General features: G+C 38.8%; 18 protein-coding genes and 1 pseudogene. 6 read left to right on the top strand and 13 right to left on the bottom strand.

The window, feature by feature from the left end:
- Positions 1-115: 115 nt before the first annotated feature.
- The 8 genes from BANVL01_RS25450 to nadB all read right to left on the bottom strand — a co-directional run bounded on the left by BANVL01_RS25450 (position 116) and on the right by nadB (position 7840).
- On the bottom strand, positions 116-1366 hold the full coding sequence (locus BANVL01_RS25450; RefSeq protein WP_066082874.1) for a sensor histidine kinase: 1251 nt from the start codon (positions 1364-1366) through the stop codon (positions 116-118).
- 8 nt (positions 1367-1374) lie between these two features.
- Positions 1375-2046: a response regulator transcription factor gene (locus tag BANVL01_RS25445; protein WP_066082872.1), complete on the bottom strand. Its 672-nt coding sequence runs from the start codon at positions 2044-2046 to the stop codon at positions 1375-1377.
- 89 nt (positions 2047-2135) lie between these two features.
- The gene (locus BANVL01_RS25440) at positions 2136-2963 is read right to left on the bottom strand and encodes an RnfABCDGE type electron transport complex subunit D (RefSeq protein ID WP_066082868.1); all 828 of its coding nucleotides are present in this window, start codon (positions 2961-2963) and stop codon (positions 2136-2138) included.
- Entirely contained in the window at positions 2964-3845 is an 882-nt protein-coding gene (locus tag BANVL01_RS25435) for an FAD:protein FMN transferase (protein WP_066082865.1), read from the bottom strand.
- Between the two features lie 20 nt (positions 3846-3865).
- Positions 3866-4327: an FMN-binding protein gene (locus BANVL01_RS25430; RefSeq protein ID WP_066082864.1), complete on the bottom strand. Its 462-nt coding sequence runs from the start codon at positions 4325-4327 to the stop codon at positions 3866-3868.
- A gap of 157 nt (positions 4328-4484) precedes the next feature.
- The gene (gene nadA, locus BANVL01_RS25425; protein WP_066082861.1) at positions 4485-5444 is read right to left on the bottom strand and encodes a quinolinate synthase NadA; all 960 of its coding nucleotides are present in this window, start codon (positions 5442-5444) and stop codon (positions 4485-4487) included.
- Between the two features lies 1 nt (position 5445).
- Positions 5446-6291: a carboxylating nicotinate-nucleotide diphosphorylase gene (nadC, locus tag BANVL01_RS25420; protein WP_066082859.1), complete on the bottom strand. Its 846-nt coding sequence runs from the start codon at positions 6289-6291 to the stop codon at positions 5446-5448.
- On the bottom strand, positions 6260-7840 hold the full coding sequence (gene nadB, locus BANVL01_RS25415) for an L-aspartate oxidase (RefSeq protein ID WP_066082857.1): 1581 nt from the start codon (positions 7838-7840) through the stop codon (positions 6260-6262). Before nadB ends, nadC begins: the two co-directional genes overlap by 32 nt.
- A gap of 321 nt (positions 7841-8161) precedes the next feature.
- On the opposite strand from nadB, the gene BANVL01_RS28020 reads away from it, so the two are divergent.
- The gene (locus BANVL01_RS28020; protein ID WP_066082855.1) at positions 8162-8461 is read left to right on the top strand and encodes a hypothetical protein; all 300 of its coding nucleotides are present in this window, start codon (positions 8162-8164) and stop codon (positions 8459-8461) included.
- A gap of 195 nt (positions 8462-8656) precedes the next feature.
- Here BANVL01_RS28020 and BANVL01_RS25405 read toward each other — a convergent pair whose 3' ends face one another.
- The 3 genes from BANVL01_RS25405 to BANVL01_RS25395 form a co-directional block, all read right to left on the bottom strand.
- Positions 8657-9406: an SDR family oxidoreductase gene (locus BANVL01_RS25405; protein WP_066082851.1), complete on the bottom strand. Its 750-nt coding sequence runs from the start codon at positions 9404-9406 to the stop codon at positions 8657-8659.
- Positions 9407-9419: 13 nt separating this feature from the next.
- On the bottom strand, positions 9420-10445 hold the full coding sequence (locus BANVL01_RS25400) for a zinc-dependent alcohol dehydrogenase (RefSeq protein ID WP_235845761.1): 1026 nt from the start codon (positions 10443-10445) through the stop codon (positions 9420-9422).
- Between the two features lie 172 nt (positions 10446-10617).
- Positions 10618-11310 (bottom strand): GntR family transcriptional regulator, encoded by a 693-nt coding sequence (locus BANVL01_RS25395; protein WP_066082850.1) that lies wholly within the window; start codon positions 11308-11310, stop codon positions 10618-10620.
- 272 nt (positions 11311-11582) lie between these two features.
- Here BANVL01_RS25395 and BANVL01_RS25390 point away from each other — a divergent pair.
- Positions 11583-12623 (top strand): annotated as a pseudogene (locus BANVL01_RS25390) (DUF3231 family protein).
- A 56-nt stretch (positions 12624-12679) separates the two neighbouring features.
- Positions 12680-13126 carry a hypothetical protein gene (locus tag BANVL01_RS25385; RefSeq protein WP_066082848.1) on the top strand — a complete coding sequence of 149 codons (447 nt, stop codon included), beginning with the start codon at positions 12680-12682 and terminating at the stop codon, positions 13124-13126.
- A 163-nt stretch (positions 13127-13289) separates the two neighbouring features.
- Here the strand turns inward: BANVL01_RS25385 and BANVL01_RS25380 are convergent, their stop codons facing one another.
- Positions 13290-15296, bottom strand: a complete 2007-nt coding sequence (locus tag BANVL01_RS25380) for a catalase (protein WP_066082846.1) — start codon at positions 15294-15296, stop codon at positions 13290-13292.
- Between the two features lie 463 nt (positions 15297-15759).
- Between BANVL01_RS25380 and BANVL01_RS25375 the strand changes: the two genes are divergently transcribed.
- The 3 genes from BANVL01_RS25375 (at position 15760) to BANVL01_RS25365 (ending at position 18585) form a co-directional block, all read left to right on the top strand.
- A complete protein-coding gene (locus BANVL01_RS25375) occupies positions 15760-16908 on the top strand; it encodes a glycosyltransferase family 4 protein (RefSeq protein WP_066082844.1) in 1149 nt (382 codons plus the stop codon).
- Positions 16909-16958: 50 nt separating this feature from the next.
- On the top strand, positions 16959-17951 hold the full coding sequence (locus tag BANVL01_RS25370; protein WP_066082842.1) for a metal-dependent hydrolase: 993 nt from the start codon (positions 16959-16961) through the stop codon (positions 17949-17951).
- A 250-nt stretch (positions 17952-18201) separates the two neighbouring features.
- On the top strand, positions 18202-18585 hold the full coding sequence (locus BANVL01_RS25365) for a hypothetical protein (protein ID WP_066082840.1): 384 nt from the start codon (positions 18202-18204) through the stop codon (positions 18583-18585).
- A 4-nt stretch (positions 18586-18589) separates the two neighbouring features.
- Here BANVL01_RS25365 and BANVL01_RS25360 read toward each other — a convergent pair whose 3' ends face one another.
- Complete coding sequence (locus tag BANVL01_RS25360; RefSeq protein WP_066148162.1) at positions 18590-19090, bottom strand: hypothetical protein; 501 nt, start codon at positions 19088-19090, stop codon at positions 18590-18592.
- Positions 19091-19282 lie beyond the last annotated feature (192 nt).

Raw genomic sequence — 19282 nt, 5'->3', positions numbered from 1 at the left:
GGTAGTTGAATAGTTGTGCCTGACCCCCAGAGTGTTAAAGCGTTACCGCATCGGGGGTCAGGCACTGATATTCCAATGTATACCAGGCCAGCGTTGTGCCGTGCCCCTTCAAAAGTTAACTATTTTTATATTTTAGAGGGAGGCTAACAATAACATGGGTCCCTTCCCCTTCTTTGCTCAGAATCTGAATTTCCCCCGAATGGGATTTAATAATCCAGCTAGCTATAGAAAGCCCCAAACCAGTCCCCTCTATATGGCGATTTCTTGATTTATCACCACGGTAGTAACGATCAAAAATATAGGGAAGGTCTGTCTTTGGAATACCAATCCCTGTATCTATTATGTCAACGATTGCACGAGAATTTTTAACTCTACCTTTTACCGAAATGGATCCATTCTCCTGTGTATACTTTAGTGCATTGTCTATTACGATGACAAACAGTTGCTTTATTCTCTCATTGTCACCAATCATCTTTATTGGGTGAATGTCAGCCGTTAAATGTATACTTTTTGAAATTGCGAGTGTTTTAAAATCCTTAACCACTTGATGAAGGATGTCATCTAACTGAATGGATTCTTGTATTATTTGTAACTGATTGGAATCAGAGCGTGCTAATGTCAATAAATCGGCAGTCATTTTTGACACGTAATTAATTTCTTGAATGGCCTGATGAATGGTCTCACTTTCCTGCTCAATACTGTTATCCGGATGACGAAATAAATGCTCTAAATTTAACTTCATAACGGAGAGTGGTGTGCGCAATTCATGTGAGGCATCCGCCACAAATTGCTGCTGCTTCTCCCAGGACATCTTGATTGGTATTAATGCTTTATTGGCAAGATAAATTCCTGCTAATATTGCGATAAACACACTTAGTAGTGAGCCAAAGCCAATCACAATAAGTAAATGAGATAACATTTCTTTTTCACGTTTTAAGTTGTATACAATTTGGATATTCTGTACAGGTGAATATTCTTTTCCCTGCGAAACAGCTATTTTCAAAATACGATAGGATTCAGGACCAATGGTAATGGACTGAAGCCCATTCTTATTTAACAACGGAGAAAAACGGTTGGCATTGATAGGAGATATTGAATTTTTTGGAATTACATTGTACAACTTGTTTTTGTTCTCCCATAGCAAATAAACAAGTCGACGATTCTCTTCTCGTTCCGGGTTTAATTGGGTTTCTCGTTTCTCCTTTTCATGGAGCAGGTGATTTTTCTTTTCTAAAATCGTTTGATCCGCTTGATGATACAAACTATATTGCGTATAAAAATAAATCATTGCACCAAACGCATTCTGGAGTATAAAAAATACAAGAGCATTGAGGATGACAAGTCGGTGTTTAGTCTTTTTAAACATGGCTTTGACTACTCCTTCAACATATATCCCACGCCACGGACTGTCCGAATAAGACGGTCATAGTCAAAAGGCGTTAATTTTTTTCGTAAATAGTGGATGTAAAGATCAACAATCGCATCAGTCGTTTCTGATTCGATGCCCCATACTCTTTGAAAAATTTGATCTCTCGTTAAAATTTGTTCTTTATTTTGAATTAAATAATAGAGTAATTCGTATTCTTTAATGGTCAATTTTAATACATCATGGTTTATGAATCCTTCATGCTGATTGGTATCTAAGAGAATGGGGCCATAGGTCATCTTTCCTTCCATCCCCATTTTACCCGATCGTCGAAGCAGGGATCTCACTCTCGCTAAAAATTCTTGTGTCGCAAAGGGTTTAACAATATAGTCATCTCCGCCGAAGTCCAACCCCTTTACTTTATCCTCCATCCGATCCTTAGCAGTGAGAAACAATATTGGAGTTTGACGGCCTTCACTCCGTAATTTTCTAATTAACGAAAACCCATCCATTTTCGGCAGCATAATATCAAGTGTGATCAGATCGTACTCATTTGTAGAGGCCATTAAATAACCATCTTCGCCATTTTCAGCCTGCTCAACTTGATAGTGTTCTTCCGCTAATATTTTTGCAATAATTCTTCTTAAAGGTAAATCATCTTCTACGACCAACACGCGCATTGTTGCCTGCCAACTCCCTCATTCATTTTTACCATTTATAGTTTGTCCACCCATTATAAACTGCTAATAACGTTCTACCTAATCATATTTTATTTACTAAGTCCTCGATGTGTCGGTTTTACATTTTGTCTTAGAGAAGAAACCTTTGAAGGTGAGCGTTTTTGGAGAAAACTATAAAGATTCCCGATACACAAGCCAATATACAAATAGGTGAGGCCACCGAATATTCCATAAACAATGATTCCTGATACAGCAGACAGAATACCGAAAATAACTTGATTCTTCACTTTGGCTGGCGATGTTGGCGGATCTGTGAGCATAAAAAAGCCAAAAAATAGTGCAGCATTGATAAATGGCGGCCGTAGGGCATCAGCTGCATTTCCTACATTGAAATACCCCATAAGAAACAGCAAGATAAAAAAGGTTCCAAGAAATGAAAAAACTTGAGGGAATTTATTCACTCGGTCTGTTACGATGTATCCTCCAATCAAGAGAAAAATAATCGTCCATGCAGGAAGATCGCCAAAAGCTCCCCACCAACTTTGCCCTGTTTGAAAGATAAAAATCGATAGTAATAAACCAAAGGCTGCTGGATTGAAAATTGGCTTCTTCTTATAGACCAAAAGATGCTTAAACAAAATGGCTATAACAGCCGTCCCAGCTACAACGAGCCAAGATGTAGTAAAACTTAAGATCAAAGAAATGATTAATCCGGTAATAATGGTACCATCCCTACTGCCCTTTTTATTCGTTATCGTGCAATAGAAGTAATTTACCGTTAATGATACTCCAACAGCGATGATGCTATTAATAATGCCCATGATATTTTTTGAGCCTATGGAAGCGATAATTAGAAAAGCAATCATGGCAATGGTGACATATCCCTTGGGTGTTTTCATCCATTTTTTTGCAGTCATTTATATTCCTCCAGCTCTAACAATTTGTAATTCGGATTTGATGAGGAGTCCTTTCATATCCTGTTCTTCAATTAACCTTTTCCCTTTGTTTGCCCCAAGAAGAAATGATGCAGTGGAAAAAGCATCTGCCATCATCGCGAATGGGGCGATCACGCTACAACTAATCAATTCATTGGGTGAGCGTTTTGTGTTTGGATCCATTAAGTGGTGCAAATCTGGATTGTTCGGGCTCCTTCGCTCATAGCTTCCGGATGTGCAGATTGCTTCATTAGAAATTTCAATGGTATCCATTATTTCATCTTTTTGACATGGATGCTGGATACCGATTTTCCACGGATTCCCCTTTTCATCCACTCCGCTTGCAAACAGATCCCCGCCAGCATTGACCACAAACCCGGCAAATTCTTTCAACTCATTTGCAGCTAAGTCTATTGCGAACCCTTTGGCTACTGCCCCTAAATCAATCACTAAAGGTTTTTTTAAAGTTAAGGTATGTGTTCCTTTATCTAAGACAATATCATGATACGAAACAGAATCAGCAGAAGGACTTTCTATCGTATCTCCCGTTAAATAATGACGATTAAATCCATGCTCCTCCATCACTTTCCCCACAGTGGGATCGAATAATCCATCCGTCAATTTTGCCATTTCGATAGCAAACATAAGGGGTTCAAATAGAAAAGGACTAATTACCACCGGTGTTCCGATTATTTGGCAAGCCCGCATTAATTCACTTGTAGCAGAAAAACGACTGCAAGCTTGCTCTACTTTTTGGAATGCACGAAACGCACGATTTATTTTTTCTTCCGTCTCTTCCTTTGATTTCGCCATAACAACTTGTATATCTACAACAGTATCCATATACAGTTTCATTTTCCTCATTTTTCTTCACCCTCTTTCTGTTAACCCACTGCGTTTTGGGCTTGATCTAGGGCATCTTGTACTGCATTTTGGAAAGCTTCCGTGCTATAAGTTGCACCTGAAACATTCTCCACTTGAGGGCTTTGCTTTTGCAAAACTTCATCTGGCATCCCGACTACGTCCCTGTCCGAATAATGCATAGCAAAATGGCTAATTGCAACATCCGTAATGACATCTTTCTTTATGGTTACTTGTACCTCAATGCTTCCTCGTCTATTCATTCCCGACCCTGTATATGTACCATCTTTATAGCGGCTATTTGTTATGTTGCTGCTTTCTTTGGAACCATTTACAGGACTGCTATTTGTTTGAAAATTACTTTCAATTTGTGGTAGCGGTTGACCTAAATTTGCCTGGGTTTCCGTAGTAAAATAACCCGCTGAGTAAACTGCTGCAAGGGCAGTGGAACAAAGGATTACCCACTTTTTATCATTTTTTTTCATATGAATATCCTCCTAACGAAAGATTTACTTTCCTATCAGCCAAGTTCAGTATAGCTTAGCAATATTAGAAATTTCTTAGAAATAGAAAAAAGGTGCCTGTCCCCCAGTGTTTTAAAGCATTACTGTATCTGGGGACAGGCACCAATATTCAATATAATTAACCAATGGATACCATTCGTTCAATTGAAAGCTTTGCACGCTTGGCTGTATCGGCAGGAACTGTAATCACATGTTTGTTTTCTTTTAAAGCAGCTAAAACCTTTTCAAGTGTGATCATTTTCATAAATGGACAAATGGCTTCTGGATTGGCTGCGACGAATCGTTTGGTAGGATTTTGTTTTTCCATTTGATGAATAATCCCTACTTCTGTTGCGACGATGAATTCATCTGCCTGTGAATCTTTAGAATGTTTTAGCATGTTGCCCGTTGATAGAATATGAGTTTTGTCCTTCGGCAGTACGCCTTCAGACATTAAATACATGCTGGAAGTAGAACAGCCGCATTCCGGATGGACAAGCAGTTCGGCTTCGGGATGCTCAGTAAGCACTTCTTCTACCTGATGCGGGGCAATCCCTGCGTGAACGTGACATTCCCCCATCCAAATATGCATGTTTTCACGACCCGTTTCCTTCTTCACGAAAGAACCTAGGAACATATCCGGTAAGAAAAGGATCTCTTTATCTTCAGGAATGGAACGGACAATATCCACTGCATTCGAAGAGGTGCAGCAATAATCGCTTTCCGCCTTTACTTCAGCAGTTGTATTGACATACGCAACGACAACTGCCCCGGGATGCTCAGCTTTCCATTCACGAAGCTGGTCTGCTGTGATAGAATCAGCCAAGGAGCAGCCTGCTTCCAAGTCTGGAAGGAGCACAGTTTTCTCTGGGTTCAACATTGCAGCCGTTTCCGCCATAAAGTGAACACCGCAGAATACGATGACATCTTTAGTAGTGTTTACCGCTGCACGAGCAAGTGCAAGGGAATCACCCAGCACGTCTGCAATATCCTGAATTTCCGGAAGTTGATAATTGTGAGCGAGCAGAATGGCATTGCGCTTTTTCTTCCATTCTTGAATTTCCTCTATTATACGGCTTTGCATTTCAGTAACTGTCATTTTATTGTTCCTCCCCAAGTAAGACCTTGACGCTAATATCAAGCGCTTTGGATGAATGAGTTAAAAATCCAAGCGAAATATAATGAACGCCCGAATCGCGATAATCGGCCAAATTGGTTAATTGGATTCCGCCTGATGCTTCCGTGATAATGGTGTCAGGCACCGATTTTATAAGTTCCTTTATTTCATCTGGAGTCCGGTTATCAAACATAATAACATCCGCGCCCGCTTTCACCGCTTCGATTACTTGTTCTTTTGTCTCAGTCTCCACTTCGATTTTAACCATATGTCCCGTTTTCTCACGAACTAACCCGACCGCATGTTTAATAGAGCCAGCAAAAGAGATATGATTGTCTTTTATCATGACTCCATCATAAAGACCATAACGGTGATTATAGCCGCCGCCACATCGAACAGCGTATTTTTCGAGCATTCGAAGTCCTGGTGTTGTTTTTCTTGTATCGCAAATCCTTGTATAAGAGCTATTCAGCGTCTCTACCGCTTTTTTTGTTAAGCTAGCAATTCCGCTCATGCGCTGAACAAGATTAAGGATGACCCTTTCTCCTTTTAAAAGGGCGGAAACCTCCCCTGACACCACTGCCAATCGCTGCCCTATTTCGAATCTGTCGCCATCTTTGACAAATAAATCGATGTCTATTTGCGAACTCAACAAGTGAAATCCCGTTTTAATTATTTCTTCCCCGCAAAAAACTCCATCTTCTTTTGCTATAAAGACGATTTGCCCTTTGGTCTGGTTTGAAAAGATTGTATCGGTTGTGACATCCTGTTCTCCAATGTCCTCGATAAAAAATTGCTCAATTAGCGAGCGCAGTTTCAACGTATTCATGATTGATTGCCACTTCCCCTTTGTGTTTTTGAATGATTATTTTCTTCAACCAGTTTTCATCATCTTCATCTGGAAAATCACATCTAAAATGGCCGCCGCGGCTTTCTGTCCGGGTTAAGGCAGACTCCGTAATCAGGGTTGCACTGACGTACATAAAAATTGCGGTAAGGTCTTGAGTTGAATAAGCGTCAAATTCCGTTAACTCGCATACCTGCAGCTGCTGGAGCCAATTTTGTTGTTCTTCCAAAAGTTCTTTGGAACGGACAATCCCGACCCTTTTCATCATCCGCTCCTTTAAAACCTGGACATCCGGAAGAAAAACACTTTTTTCTTGAAGGAAAGGAACAGGTCTTGGAAAATCAGGAATGAGATTTTTTTTCGAATGGGAATTAATCCATTGGGAAAGCTTTTTCCCTTGATAAAGCCCCTCTAACAATGAATTGCTGGCCAGACGATTCGCACCATGAAGACCTGTACATGCCGCCTCTCCAATCGCAAATAGTCCATTTATGGACGTACACCCCATTACATCCGTTTTTATACCGCCCATTAAAAAATGACTGCCAGGAACAACCGGAATTCTCCCTTCTGACAAATTCACCCTATTATTCTGGCAAATCGCGGTAACGGAAGGAAACCTTTTTTCAAAGTCATTAATGCTTCTAATATCCAGAAATACTTCATGACCTTTTTCGATATAATCAAATATGGTCTTAGAAACGATGTGCCTTGGGGCGAGGTCCTTTAAAGGATGTACACCTTCCATAATCGGTGTTCCATCTTCTGTCACTAAAGTGGCCCCTTCCCCTCGAACCGCTTCAGAAATTAAGCCCTTTGTTTCCCCATTTATATACAAAATTGTTGGATGAAATTGAATAAACTCCATATCGGCAATTTCAGCACCTGCCAAATAGGCCATGGCAATCCCATCACCCGTTACAGTAGGGGCATTTGAGGTATAGGGATATAATTGGCCGCAGCCGCCTGTTGCAAGAATCACATAATCTCCATAAAAATAACGGATGGTGCCATCTTCAGTTTTCGCTTTGGCGCCAATACACCGTTTTTGCTTATGGTCCATGATTAATTCGTAAACAAAGACATTCTCTTCGACTTTACTACTTTCAGGAAGTTTACTAATCAAGTATTCTATTACATTTTTTCCTGTTGCATCGCCGCCGCTATGAACAATTCTTTTTTCACTGTGAGCCCCTTCCAATCCAAGCTGCAAATTTCCAAGTTGATCTTTGTCAAAAATATTACCTTGTTTATCAAGATCACCAATCAGTTTGGGAGCTTCGTTCACTATTTCACGAACGGTATCCTCATTATTATGAAATCTTCCGGCCTCAAGCGTATCAGCGAAATGCTTCGATGGGTCGTCTTGAATCCCGATGGCAGCAGCAATCCCACCTTGCGCCAAATAAGAATTTGCATTCTTTATATGTGACTTTGTGAGGATTCTCACATTCTTATCATGACTGAGTAAAATGGACAGCTGCAAGGCCGCAACTCCACTGCCAATAATTAGAACGTCACTCTTTTTCATAGTGTATACCCCCAAAGGTTAACAGCTGTCTTGACATATATATTTACATAGATTTAAACTAAAAACAAGATTTTTTTACAGAAAAAATATGGATAAAGGCAAAGGAATGTTTGTAGCTTTACTTTTTCAGGTGACATATGTACCGGCCGCTCGTTTCCTGAGTAAATGAAAGATTAAGAGGAAGATTCTATTTGCGTTATATATATGGTATTATTTTTTCATTACAATTTGTTTGATCTATATAGGAAATAGAAAAATAGAGGATTTTATAATACAAAGTTTTATTATTCTAAGGTTGCCAATGAAGGGGTTATTAAAGAAATGGGGCGTTTAAATTTTAGTCCTTTACTAATCAGTGTTTTGACAGGAAGAAGTATGGAGGAGATTCCAACCTCCCCCAATATCTCTGATTTACCTGGCAACTATGTTCAATTAGTTGCAAAGAATCTAAAAAAAGCCGCTTCTGCTTTCCCCAGTAATATCCAACCGTTGATATGCATGTTTTTCTCGCAAGAAATGCAGTCAATTATACTCTCCCAATTTATTATTAGCGAATTTCGAGAGTTTATTAGCGAATCTGCCATGTTTATTAGCGAATTTAAGGATTTAATAGCGAATTAAAATTTACCATGGAAAAACCTTAAACAAAGAGTCGTAGCTCTTTTTCTTGTTCAACTATCGGTGCAGCTTTGTTGAAGATAGTTTTAAATTATATGGAGAAATAATCCTTATTAAAATAGGTGCCTGTCCCCTAGTGTGTTAGGGACAGGCACCTATTTTGCCTACTGCAAGGTCTTCATACTTGCTTCGTTTCTCTTATCTGCCTAACCAGCCGCCATCAACAGCTAATAGGTGTCCATGAATATAATTCGATGCATCTGATGCCAAGAAGATAACTGTTCCCATAAAATCTTCTGGAGTTCCCCAGCGGCCCGCTGGTATCCGCTCGAGAATTTGACGATTTCGCGTTTCATCCTGTAGCAGTGCCTCATTCATATCTGTTGCAATATATCCAGGAACAATCGCATTTACATTGACATTTTCTTTTGCCCATTCATTTGACAGCGCCTTCGTCAATTGCGCTACCCCGCCCTTCGCGGCAGCATAAGCTGGTACCGTTAAGCCGCCTTGGAATGATAATAAAGACGCCATGTTAATGATTTTCCCTTTCCTTTGAGGAACCATGAATTTCCCAGCTTCTTGACATAAAAGCCAAACACATTTTAAATTCACATTGATTACATCATCCCAGTCACTTTCTGAGAATGAAACGGATGGTGAACGACGTTGAATGCCCGCATTATTGACGAGAATATCAATCTGCCCAAGCTCATTCACAACCGTCGGTATCGCTGCCTTTACTTGGGACTGATCCTCTAGGTCGCAGGGAACAATGATACAGGTTTGACCCCGTGCTTCAATTTCCTTTTGTACGGAGTGGTCATTTACATTCCGTTGAAGCAAGGCGACCTTGGCCCCGGCTTCCGCTAGTGCTATGGCCATTTGTCTTCCAATTCCTCTTGTAGCCCCTGTAATAGCAGCTACTTTCCCATCTAATCGAAACATCTGTTATTCCCCCTTACATGCTTGGCTGAATTAAGATTTTTAAAGACTCTTCCGGGTTTGTCATAAGCTGAAATCCTTTTTCGATTTCATTAAGCGGCAATTGATGTGAAATTAATGTCGTGACATCAATTTGTCCATTTGCCATCATACTGATAGCGGTTGCAAAATCTGAATGACTGTAGCATCGAGTCGTCGTTAGTGACAGTTCTCGGAAATGCATCGCTGCAAGATCAATGGTTGGGGGCTGTTTAAAAACGCTTACAACAACGATTTGACCCTGTGTTCGACAAGCATGAATCATCTGATTCGCTGTGATGTTATTGCCTGCAACTTCGAAAACAACATCTGCGCCATTTCCATTTGTTGCAGCCTTCACTTCTTCTACTACATCTACTTTTTTGCTATCCAAAACAATAAAGCCAAGTTCTTCCGCCTTACCTAAACGATACGGACTAATGTCGGAAATAAATATTTTTTCTGCTCCTGCTAATTTTGCTGTTAGAGCAATTAATAAACCAATGGGACCCGCTCCTAGTACCAATACTGTATCTCCTACTTTAACATTCGAGCGCCGTACAGTGTGTATCCCTACAGCCACGGGTTCTGCAAGTGCGGCATGGGCATCGGATAACGTATTCGGCACCTCATGCAGCCGATGTAATGGAACAGCTACATATTCCGCAAAGCCGCCGTGTGAATCAATCCCGATCAATCCAAGCGTTTTACAAACATGGGAATTTCCTGATAGACAAGCATCACACTTACCGCAGCTAATCGTTGGTTCCACAACAATTCTATCTCCTACACTAAAAGTGGAATCACCATTGATTTCTTCAATAACTCCACTGAATTCATGGCCCATTGCCAGAGGTGCTTTGGCTCTAGGATGCTTTCCAAAATAAATCATCATATCAGTGCCGCAAATACCCGCGGAGGATACCTTTATTAATGCCTCTCCCTGTTTCAATGTTGGTTTTTCTAAAGTCCCTAATGCCACATTTTTTTCAGATAGATACAATCCGGCTTTCATAACAGTCATTTCTTTTTCCTCCTAAAAATTGATTTATTTATGAAAAGTATAAAATAACTAATCATTAACCTGGTATACTTGTCGACAATTTCACTATTCGATTGTTGTGTACTTGTCGACAAGATGTGTTTGAATACATATTTCATATCCAATTAGTATGAAGACTCCCTCTTGATTCTCCCTATTTTTCATGTACTTTATGAGTAAGCACAGTGTTATTTACCGTATGTCGAGTATCTTCAAAATGCTTTTGGATTACCTGTTTCATATAGCTGCTATCATTTAAAACTAAAGCGCTTACAATCAATCGGTGTTTATCTATTAGAGGTTTTATTTCATGTGTTTCTGCTGTGAACCTTTTTTCTGTTGCCACTAACAGCGCTGCTAGTACAATGTGACGAATATTATTCCACAAATGCAGAATTCTGGTATGATCACCTTCTAAAATCATAATTTCATGGAAATGTAGATCTTGATAAGCGAACTCGATAAAATCGTGGTGCTTAGCTGCCATTTCCATCTTATCAATGATTTGATTTAGTGCAGTGACTAAATTTTCATGTTGAACTTTCGAAAGTCGTTCCAAAATAAACGTTTCAATAAAAAAACGAACGTCATATATTTCCTCAATATCCTTTGAAGTCAACCCCAGTACTACTGCTCCCATACGTTCCAAGCGGATTAAACCTTCAGTAAAAAGTGTTTTTAAAGCTTCTCTAACCGGAGATCTACTAGTACCAAATTCATCTGCAATCTGGTTTTCGGATAATATAGTGTTAGGTTTAATAGTTCCACTTACAATTTTCAGACGTAACTCACAAGCAATTTTCTCTCCAAGTGAAGCCCCTTGTAACCACGAGGCAGGATACTGCATAGCTACTCAGCTCCCCTATTAGATTTCCATAAAATTATCAGTTTTAAAGAATACCTTAACCTAACTTTACCAGTTGAATCTTTTTTATTGTGTACTTGTATACAACATTATCCTCATTTTACTGAATCATTTTAACTTTGTAAATAGTAACATTGTAAGCGCTGTAAAAATTGGTGTCTTGTTTTAGAAAGATTGTACGATAAAAGCGTGTGCTGAATATGATTTTGAATGGAGGAAAATACTAAGCAAAACAATAAAAGGGAGATTTTACTATGGAATCGCTTAAACCAATTAATATAAGTACACCAAAATCGGACCTAAGTGAAGAACTCACAGCAGCCGAAATGGGAAAACTGTGGGCCACTTATATGGGAAATAGCATGTCAAAATGTATTTTAAAGTATTATCTTCAACATGTTGAAGACCCTGATATTAAAACCTTGTTAGAAAATGCATTAAAATTAAGTACGGAGTTCCTAAAAACAACGGAGGGGATTTTCAAGAAAGAAAATTTTCCTATTCCCAAAGGTTTTTCAGAAGAGGAAGACCTTAACGCTAGTGCTCCTCGTTTGTTTCAAGATGAATACTACGTACATTACTTAAAATATGTAGCCAAAGCAGGGATGAGCATTTATAACATAGCAGTACCGCTTGTTTATAGAAAGGATGTAGAAGAGTTTTTTATTAATTGTATGGAGTCCACCATGGCTTTAATGAAACAAATAAAAGATATTTTAATGAGTAAAGGATTGATTATCAAACCACCTATTATTCCAGTCCCCGATAGGGTGGAATTTGTGCAAAAAGATTTTTTAAACGGCTTTTTGTGAAATGTACGACCATTACACGCATTAGAAATTACTCATCTTTATGACAATATCGAAAATAATGCAACAAGTAAAGCACTCGTTATGGCGTTTAGCCAAGTGGTAAAATCAGAAAAGATTCGAGATTTGTTTATACGAGGGAAAGATTTCACTCATAAACACGTTGAAATATTTATGGGAAAACTCCATGATGAAGATTTGCCCACACCATCTTTTCTTGACCATTTGGTTACAAAATCAACATTTGCTCCATTTTCAGATAAATTAATGTTGTTTCATAAGATGGACATGTTCACCATGAAGATTAGGGCATTTGGAAATTCTACGGCAGTAAATGGAAGACATGATATAGGGCTCATGGCCACAAAATCATTAATGAACATCGCAAGATTTGTTGAAGATGCAGCAAAGATTATGATTGAGAATGGTTGGATGGAGCAACCACCTTATTCGGTTGATAGAAATAAGTTGGTAAGTGATACGTAACCATCAGCAAAACAATTTAGTTCAAAAAAATTCCAAAAGAAAAAGGTTAGACAGATGTGAATCCAAAAGAAAAATTGTTATGGAGTATTGCTCTTCCTGGATTTGGACAATTACTTAATGGAAAATACTTTAAAGGGATCATATTAATTTCATTGGAAATTGCGATTAATGTTCAATCCGATTTTAATGAATTAATCTTACTTAGCTTTAACGGAGAAATTGAGAAAGCTATTGTCCATACTGAATATCAATGGCTTATGTTTTATCCATGTGTTTACTTTTTTGCGATGTGGGACGCATATAAAGATGCTGGTGGGGGTAAGGAACCATATTCTTTTTTGCCGTTTGCTTTTTCCGCCTATCTTGTAACTGTTGGACTTATGTATTCAGCGAGAGTGAAGTTATTTGGAGTATTGCTGGGAACAGTTTGGTTTCCAATGTTATGCGTGATTCCTGGGGTTATTATAGGATCACTGCTAAAAAAAGTATTAAGAAAAAATTAATCGTTATTTTTTTTTACTTTTAGTGATTTGAGTTTATTTATATTAAGGAAATTGTAAGGGAAACATCAAGCGAGTGTTTCCCTTATTTTTGTATAAAAATATAAAATTATCATTATTAGTAGCTACTATCCAAGATAGCAAGATTACGATCTATATTAAATCTTCATAGTTGCCGTTCCCAAAAACGGCCTTGTCCAATCCCTTCAACAAATTGGTGAATGTCCGCTTGTGATAAATCGTACACACCGGCCGTGTTTACATGGACACGACTACACTCCAATGCTTGGCTATTACTAATAGCTAAAGCCAATGGTTTAAAATGTTTGAAGGTGGTTTCAATGAATTCCAATACAGGTGTTTCAATTTCAGGCTCCGTGCTGATTAATAATGCTGCATCAAAAAGACTTGATTCTGCTGTATCAAAGGTATCTGTCACTTTTAGTACAGCATTAATGGGACTGATCTTTTTAGCTACAATACTATAATTTATATTATACTGTGCTAATGTTTTAACCCATTCTGTTAATTTTTCATCATCAGGTTCCCCATTTAACACAATTGCCACAGATTTTGTATCAGACTTGCTAACCGTGTTTGCCATGCTAAGGGCAGGCGATTTTTTATCGGATTTAACTTCAAGATTTTCTTCAGGAAGTTCAGCGCCAATGTTATCGGCAACTTCTTGTGCCAGTTGTCGATCGATATGATTGAACAAGGCCACAGCATTATTTTTTACCAAGTCTGATTTACATTTGCCAAGTTCAAAGCTACAAGCAGCTATTAAATGTTTTTGTTCAAAGGGAGCGAGACTGTTATAAAATAACTTTGCTTGCGAGTAAAAGTCTAGGAAACTATCACTGCGGCCCCTAATTTTTCGCCCGTCGATTTTTTCTTGATAATGATCATAACCACCCAGTTCGACTGGCACAGGTTCAGGTTGATTGGCGTTTAAACCGTTCCGATGGTAGCTTGTTTGACCATGATGAATCGTCATTTGGTGCATTCCATCCCGTTGATTGTTATGGAAAGGGCACACTGGTTGATTAATCGGAATTTGATGGAAGTTGGGCCCCCCGAGACGGGAAAGCTGCGTATCCGTATAAGAAAATAAACGTCCTTGTAACAGAGGATCATTGGAAAAATCGATGCCCGGCACGACATGGCCGGGATGAAAAGCGACTTGTTCTCTTTCTGCAAAGAAGTTGTTGACATTACGGTTTAATGTCATTTTACCAACGATTTTTACAGGGATTTCTTCTTCGGGCCATAATTTTGTCGGATCTAAAATATCAAAATCAAAGCTGAATTCATCCTCTTCAGCAATCACTTGTATACCTAGCTCCCATTCAGGAAAATCACCTTTTTCAATTGCTTCATATAAGTCTTGACGGTGAAAGTCAGGATTTTTACCGGCAGCCCTTTGTGCCTCATCCCAGACTTGAGAATGGATGCCGAGCAGCGGTTTCCAGTGAAACTTCACAAAATGTGCTTTACCATCAGCGTTGATAAGTCGGAAGGTATGGACACCAAAGCCTTCCATCATACGTAAGCTCCTTGGGATGGCGCGGTCGCTCATTAACCACAGAATCATATGGGCTGATTCGGGATTTTGACCAATGAAATCCCAAAACGTATCGTGGGCGCTGGCACCTTGGGGAATTTCATTGTGTGGCTCAGGTTTTAGGGCGTGGACAAGGTCTGGGAATTTAATCGCATCTTGGATAAAGAAAACAGGCATATTATTACCGACTAAATCAAAGTTGCCTTCATCCGTATAGAATTTGGTCGCAAATCCACGGACGTCTCGGACTGTATCGCTTGATCCTCTTGAGCCCTGTACGGTGGAAATGCGAGCAAATACCGGGGTTGTTTTAGAGGTGTCATTAAGAAAATCAGCTTTCGTATATTCGGATAAAGATTCATAGAGCTGAAAGATGCCATGTGCCCCCACTCCGCGTGCATGAACAACACGTTCTGGGATTCGTTCATGGTCAAAATGCGTCATTTTTTCTCGAAAATGAAAATCCTCCATCAAGGTAGGGCCTCTTAAACCAGCTTTTAAAGAAAATTCATCCTCCGCCATTCTTAATCCTTGGTTAGTCGTTAAGCCTGCTTGCTCTTCGTTATCAATGGTAAATTTCTTTAATTGTTCTGCCTTCTTATTTTCCATAAAATGAACCTCCCAACGAAAATATGTACCTCTTAAATTGAAAAAGCAGGTAAATTTAATTACCCACTCTTCTCGATACCCTATTTACCAACAATAAAACCTTTTAATTTCTATGCTTGGATGAAAGCTCAATTTATTCTCTTCAATAAACCCTACATCAAAAATACAGAACCAATTTTCACTTAATCTAAAACCAGGGGACAAGGAACCCGACCCCTTGTCCCAATGAATCAGGAAGAAAAATCGATTCTTTGCTGTTTGAATCATGATTTCGGAAACAACATAAAAGTGGATTGAATATACATAAATTTTACAATTGTTTAACAGTTTCTTAAGAAGATACGCCCCAGTTATCTAATACAATAAAGAGGAACTTACATTAGGAGAATTTATATGAGGAAAGCATTGAGGAATCAGTGTACAATTCTTGCGGCAGTATTAATCTGTTGAGGAGGAGAATGTTATGAAAATTGCTATTTTCACAGATACATTTCATCCAGATATCAATGGCGTGGCGAGAACCCTTAAGCACTTTACCAATTATTTTGAGAAACAAAACATCACCTTTAAAGTCTTTGCACCTGATTCGAATTCTCATTCAAATGAATACATTTCGTCCCACATTAGCCGCTTTAAAAGCCGGTCCCTTTTCTTCTATCCCGAGTGCCGTCTGGCTTTTCCCAACCTGTTTCGGATTAAGGCTGAATTAGAAGCCTTTTCTCCCGATATCATCCATGTCGCTACACCATTTAACATGGGACTTTGCGGTATCTATCTTGCCAAAAAATTATCGATCCCGCTAGTCGGCTCCTATCACACTGATTTTAATTATTACTTGAAATTTTATAACCTTCAATTTCTTTCAAAAGTCCTTTGGAAATACATGAAATGGTTTCATAAGCCGTTTAAAAAATTATTCGTCCCATCACAGGAAACCTATACTCAGCTTCATCGCCGAGGGTTTACTAATTTAGAAATTTGGCCGCATGGAGTAGACTGTCAGCATTTCCATCCTTATTACGATAAACAATCAATACGCGAGCAACGCGGAATCACCAAAAAGTACCTTCTAACCTTTGTGGGTAGGCTGGCGCCTGAAAAGGATGTCAAGACACTACTGGATGTGGCAAAGGAACTCCCAGCTGAGGTCAATGAGCAAGTTCAATGGTTAGTAGTTGGTGACGGTCCGTTAAGGGAAGAACTGGAGGCAAATTCTCCCGCAAATATGATTTTTACAGGATACTTAACAGGAATAGAGTTAGCTGAAATTTACTCCGCATCTGACTTATTTGTATTTCCTTCTCCTACTGAAACCTTTGGAAATGTGGTGATTGAAGCTTTGGCAAGCGGTACTCCCGCCATTACAGCTAATTCGGGCGGCGTAAAAAATATTATTCAGCCTGGGGTTACAGGTTATTTGTGTGAAACAGGCAATGCAGCAGAGTTTGCAGATGCCATCCTTAAGCTTTTAGAAAATGACAGCCTGCTAATCCAATTGGGACGGGAAGGGAGAGATTATGCTTTAACACAAAACTGGGATACGATTTTTGACCATTTACTTTGGCATTATCAATCTGCTTTCGAGGATCCTAGCATACAAAAATTTGCCTGATTGCTTATGAGGTTTTTACCTATTAATGAATAAGAGTAAGGGGTGGTTATGTGGATACTGCTTCGCATATCGTTATCGGTTTAGGTATTGGAGCTCTTGCTCAAATTGATCCTGTTGTTTCTGATCAACTGGCTCTATCACAGGCAGTTATGATAGGTACTCTCATTGGTTCTAATGCTCCTGATTTTGACTTTATCTATCGATTACAAGGTAAAGGAAGTTATTTCCGCCATCACAGGGGACTGTCGCATTCCCTTCCCACACTTCCTTTATGGGCAATCCTGGTTTCAGGTTTCGTGTACCCTTTTTTCCTAGGGACAAATTTTCTTCATCTATTTTTATGGTCGTTTTTAGCTGTCATTCTGCATGTTCTATTTGATTTATTCAATGTCCACGGAACACAAATCCTGCTGCCTTTTTCACGAAAATGGATTGCCTTTGATGCTGTTCCTTTAATCGACCCTTACATTCTAGCCCTTCATTTTCTAGGGTTCGGATTACTCCCCTTCTATCAATCTGGCCTAACCTTTTTGGCCATTTATCTATTTATTTTTTTATACTTGGGGATTCGGATTTCTTCAACGGCAGCGGTGAAACGGCACTTAAACAACCACTTTGTAAACGCAGTCCGGATCAAGCTAATTCCCCGTATCACTTTATTTAAATGGGATGTCATCATTGAAACGGATGAAGATTTCTTATTAGGTGCCTATTCAGAACAAAGTCTATCTATTGAACACACTTTTTCCAAAATAATTGAATATCCCGTGTTAGTTTCAGACAGTCGAAAGGACCAGTCTATTTCAGATTTTCTAGCTTGTACAACATATGCTTATCCATTTGTATATGTAAGAAAGAACGGCTTTTTGGTTTATTGGAAGGATCTCCGTTTTCGTACAAAAAAGTTTTTCCCTTACCTTGCCATCCAATTTATTTCCTCTGATTTAAAACGCAAGAATAGCTATATAGGTAAAGTAGTCTCTTTAAAACAATACAAAAAAGTAATACGAAACTTAACCAATCCCTCTTCATCTATCAAATAAAATGCAGGTAAAGGATGACCATGGACAGTGCATGATTCACTTATATTCTAAAACCATGGGACAAGGAACCCTTGTCCCAAACGCATCGGGGGTCAGGCACCGGAATATGTCTACTATCCACCGCATAAATTAAAAAAAGGTGTCTTAAGCGATACAAAAATGCAGCCAATACATAATCATGCAAAAAGCGGAAAATGGACGGACTCCTATTGATTTTAAGTTCCCCCATTTAACCGTTTGGAGGGAGTTTATGTTTAAATTTTTTTCTTTTAAAAAGAAACAGGTCGAAAAGGAAAATAAAATAGACTCTCTTCTTCTCAATAAATTAGATCGAATTATTGAACTGCTTGAGCAAAAGCAAAAGGAGGAGGTTGGAAAAAACATTCAATTTGATCATGTTCAAATTGATTATTTAGAAAACATTATTTTCCGACTAGACAATCTAGAAATTGACGAGTTGAGCGGAAAACTTATTATTGGAAATAATATTGGAAGCGCGGAAGACCTTTCCCACCCTTACATTTTAAAAATGGATAAAGAGAAGGCGAAACAAGAAACAATGTCAGAGACTAACGCACCAAGTCAAAAAAAAATAACCAAAACAGCAAAAGGTTATCGTTTCAGTAATCATTGAATTTTCACTTTAAATTAGCAATCTTGATATCTTGATCTTCCATTATGCCATCTATAAAATCTTGATCATTGTTTGTATTTAAATTATTCAACAATTGATTTTGATTTCCAAATACAGCACCTTGTGAATAATTCACTTTTTCATTGGCGTCCATCCCCGTCACATGAGAATTACCAAGGAATACAGAGCTATTTTGCTCCATCGTATTGACATTTACTGATCCAAGCGTGATGCTCGAAGCATCTTCCTTACTCGGATTCGCAAATGAAATATTAATATCACGGTCATCAATGGGAGTATCGATAAAATCAGGATCATTTAGAATAGAGATATTTTGAAAAAGAAGATTAGACTGACCACTAATCCCCCCAATCACATTATTTTCTTTACCATGGGTACTCCAGCCGATGGCATTATTTTCTTCCCCTATAAAAATACCAGATTGTCTTTGCATAGTTTGGACATTGATATCTCCGATAAAATTAAATTGTGACGAATTTTTCATATCCTGATCACCACGTTTCCGTTAAAATCTTGTTCATGGATCGCTCCTATACACCTTTCCTTCTATTTAATGTACCTTATGTGTTTGGATTTAGGATGGTGACGATTGCCTAAGAAATAGCAAACAAAGGTGTCAAACGCCCAAATCATTGAATAAGCTACAAAGAAAAGCGCAAGCGCCCTGGTCAGCGGC

The organism is Neobacillus novalis NBRC 102450 (genome assembly GCF_001591805.1).
GTDB lineage: Bacteria > Bacillota > Bacilli > Bacillales > Cytobacillaceae > Neobacillus > Neobacillus novalis.
Note: the sequence above shows the minus strand (reverse complement) of the source record. Positions and strands in the feature narration are given on the sequence as shown.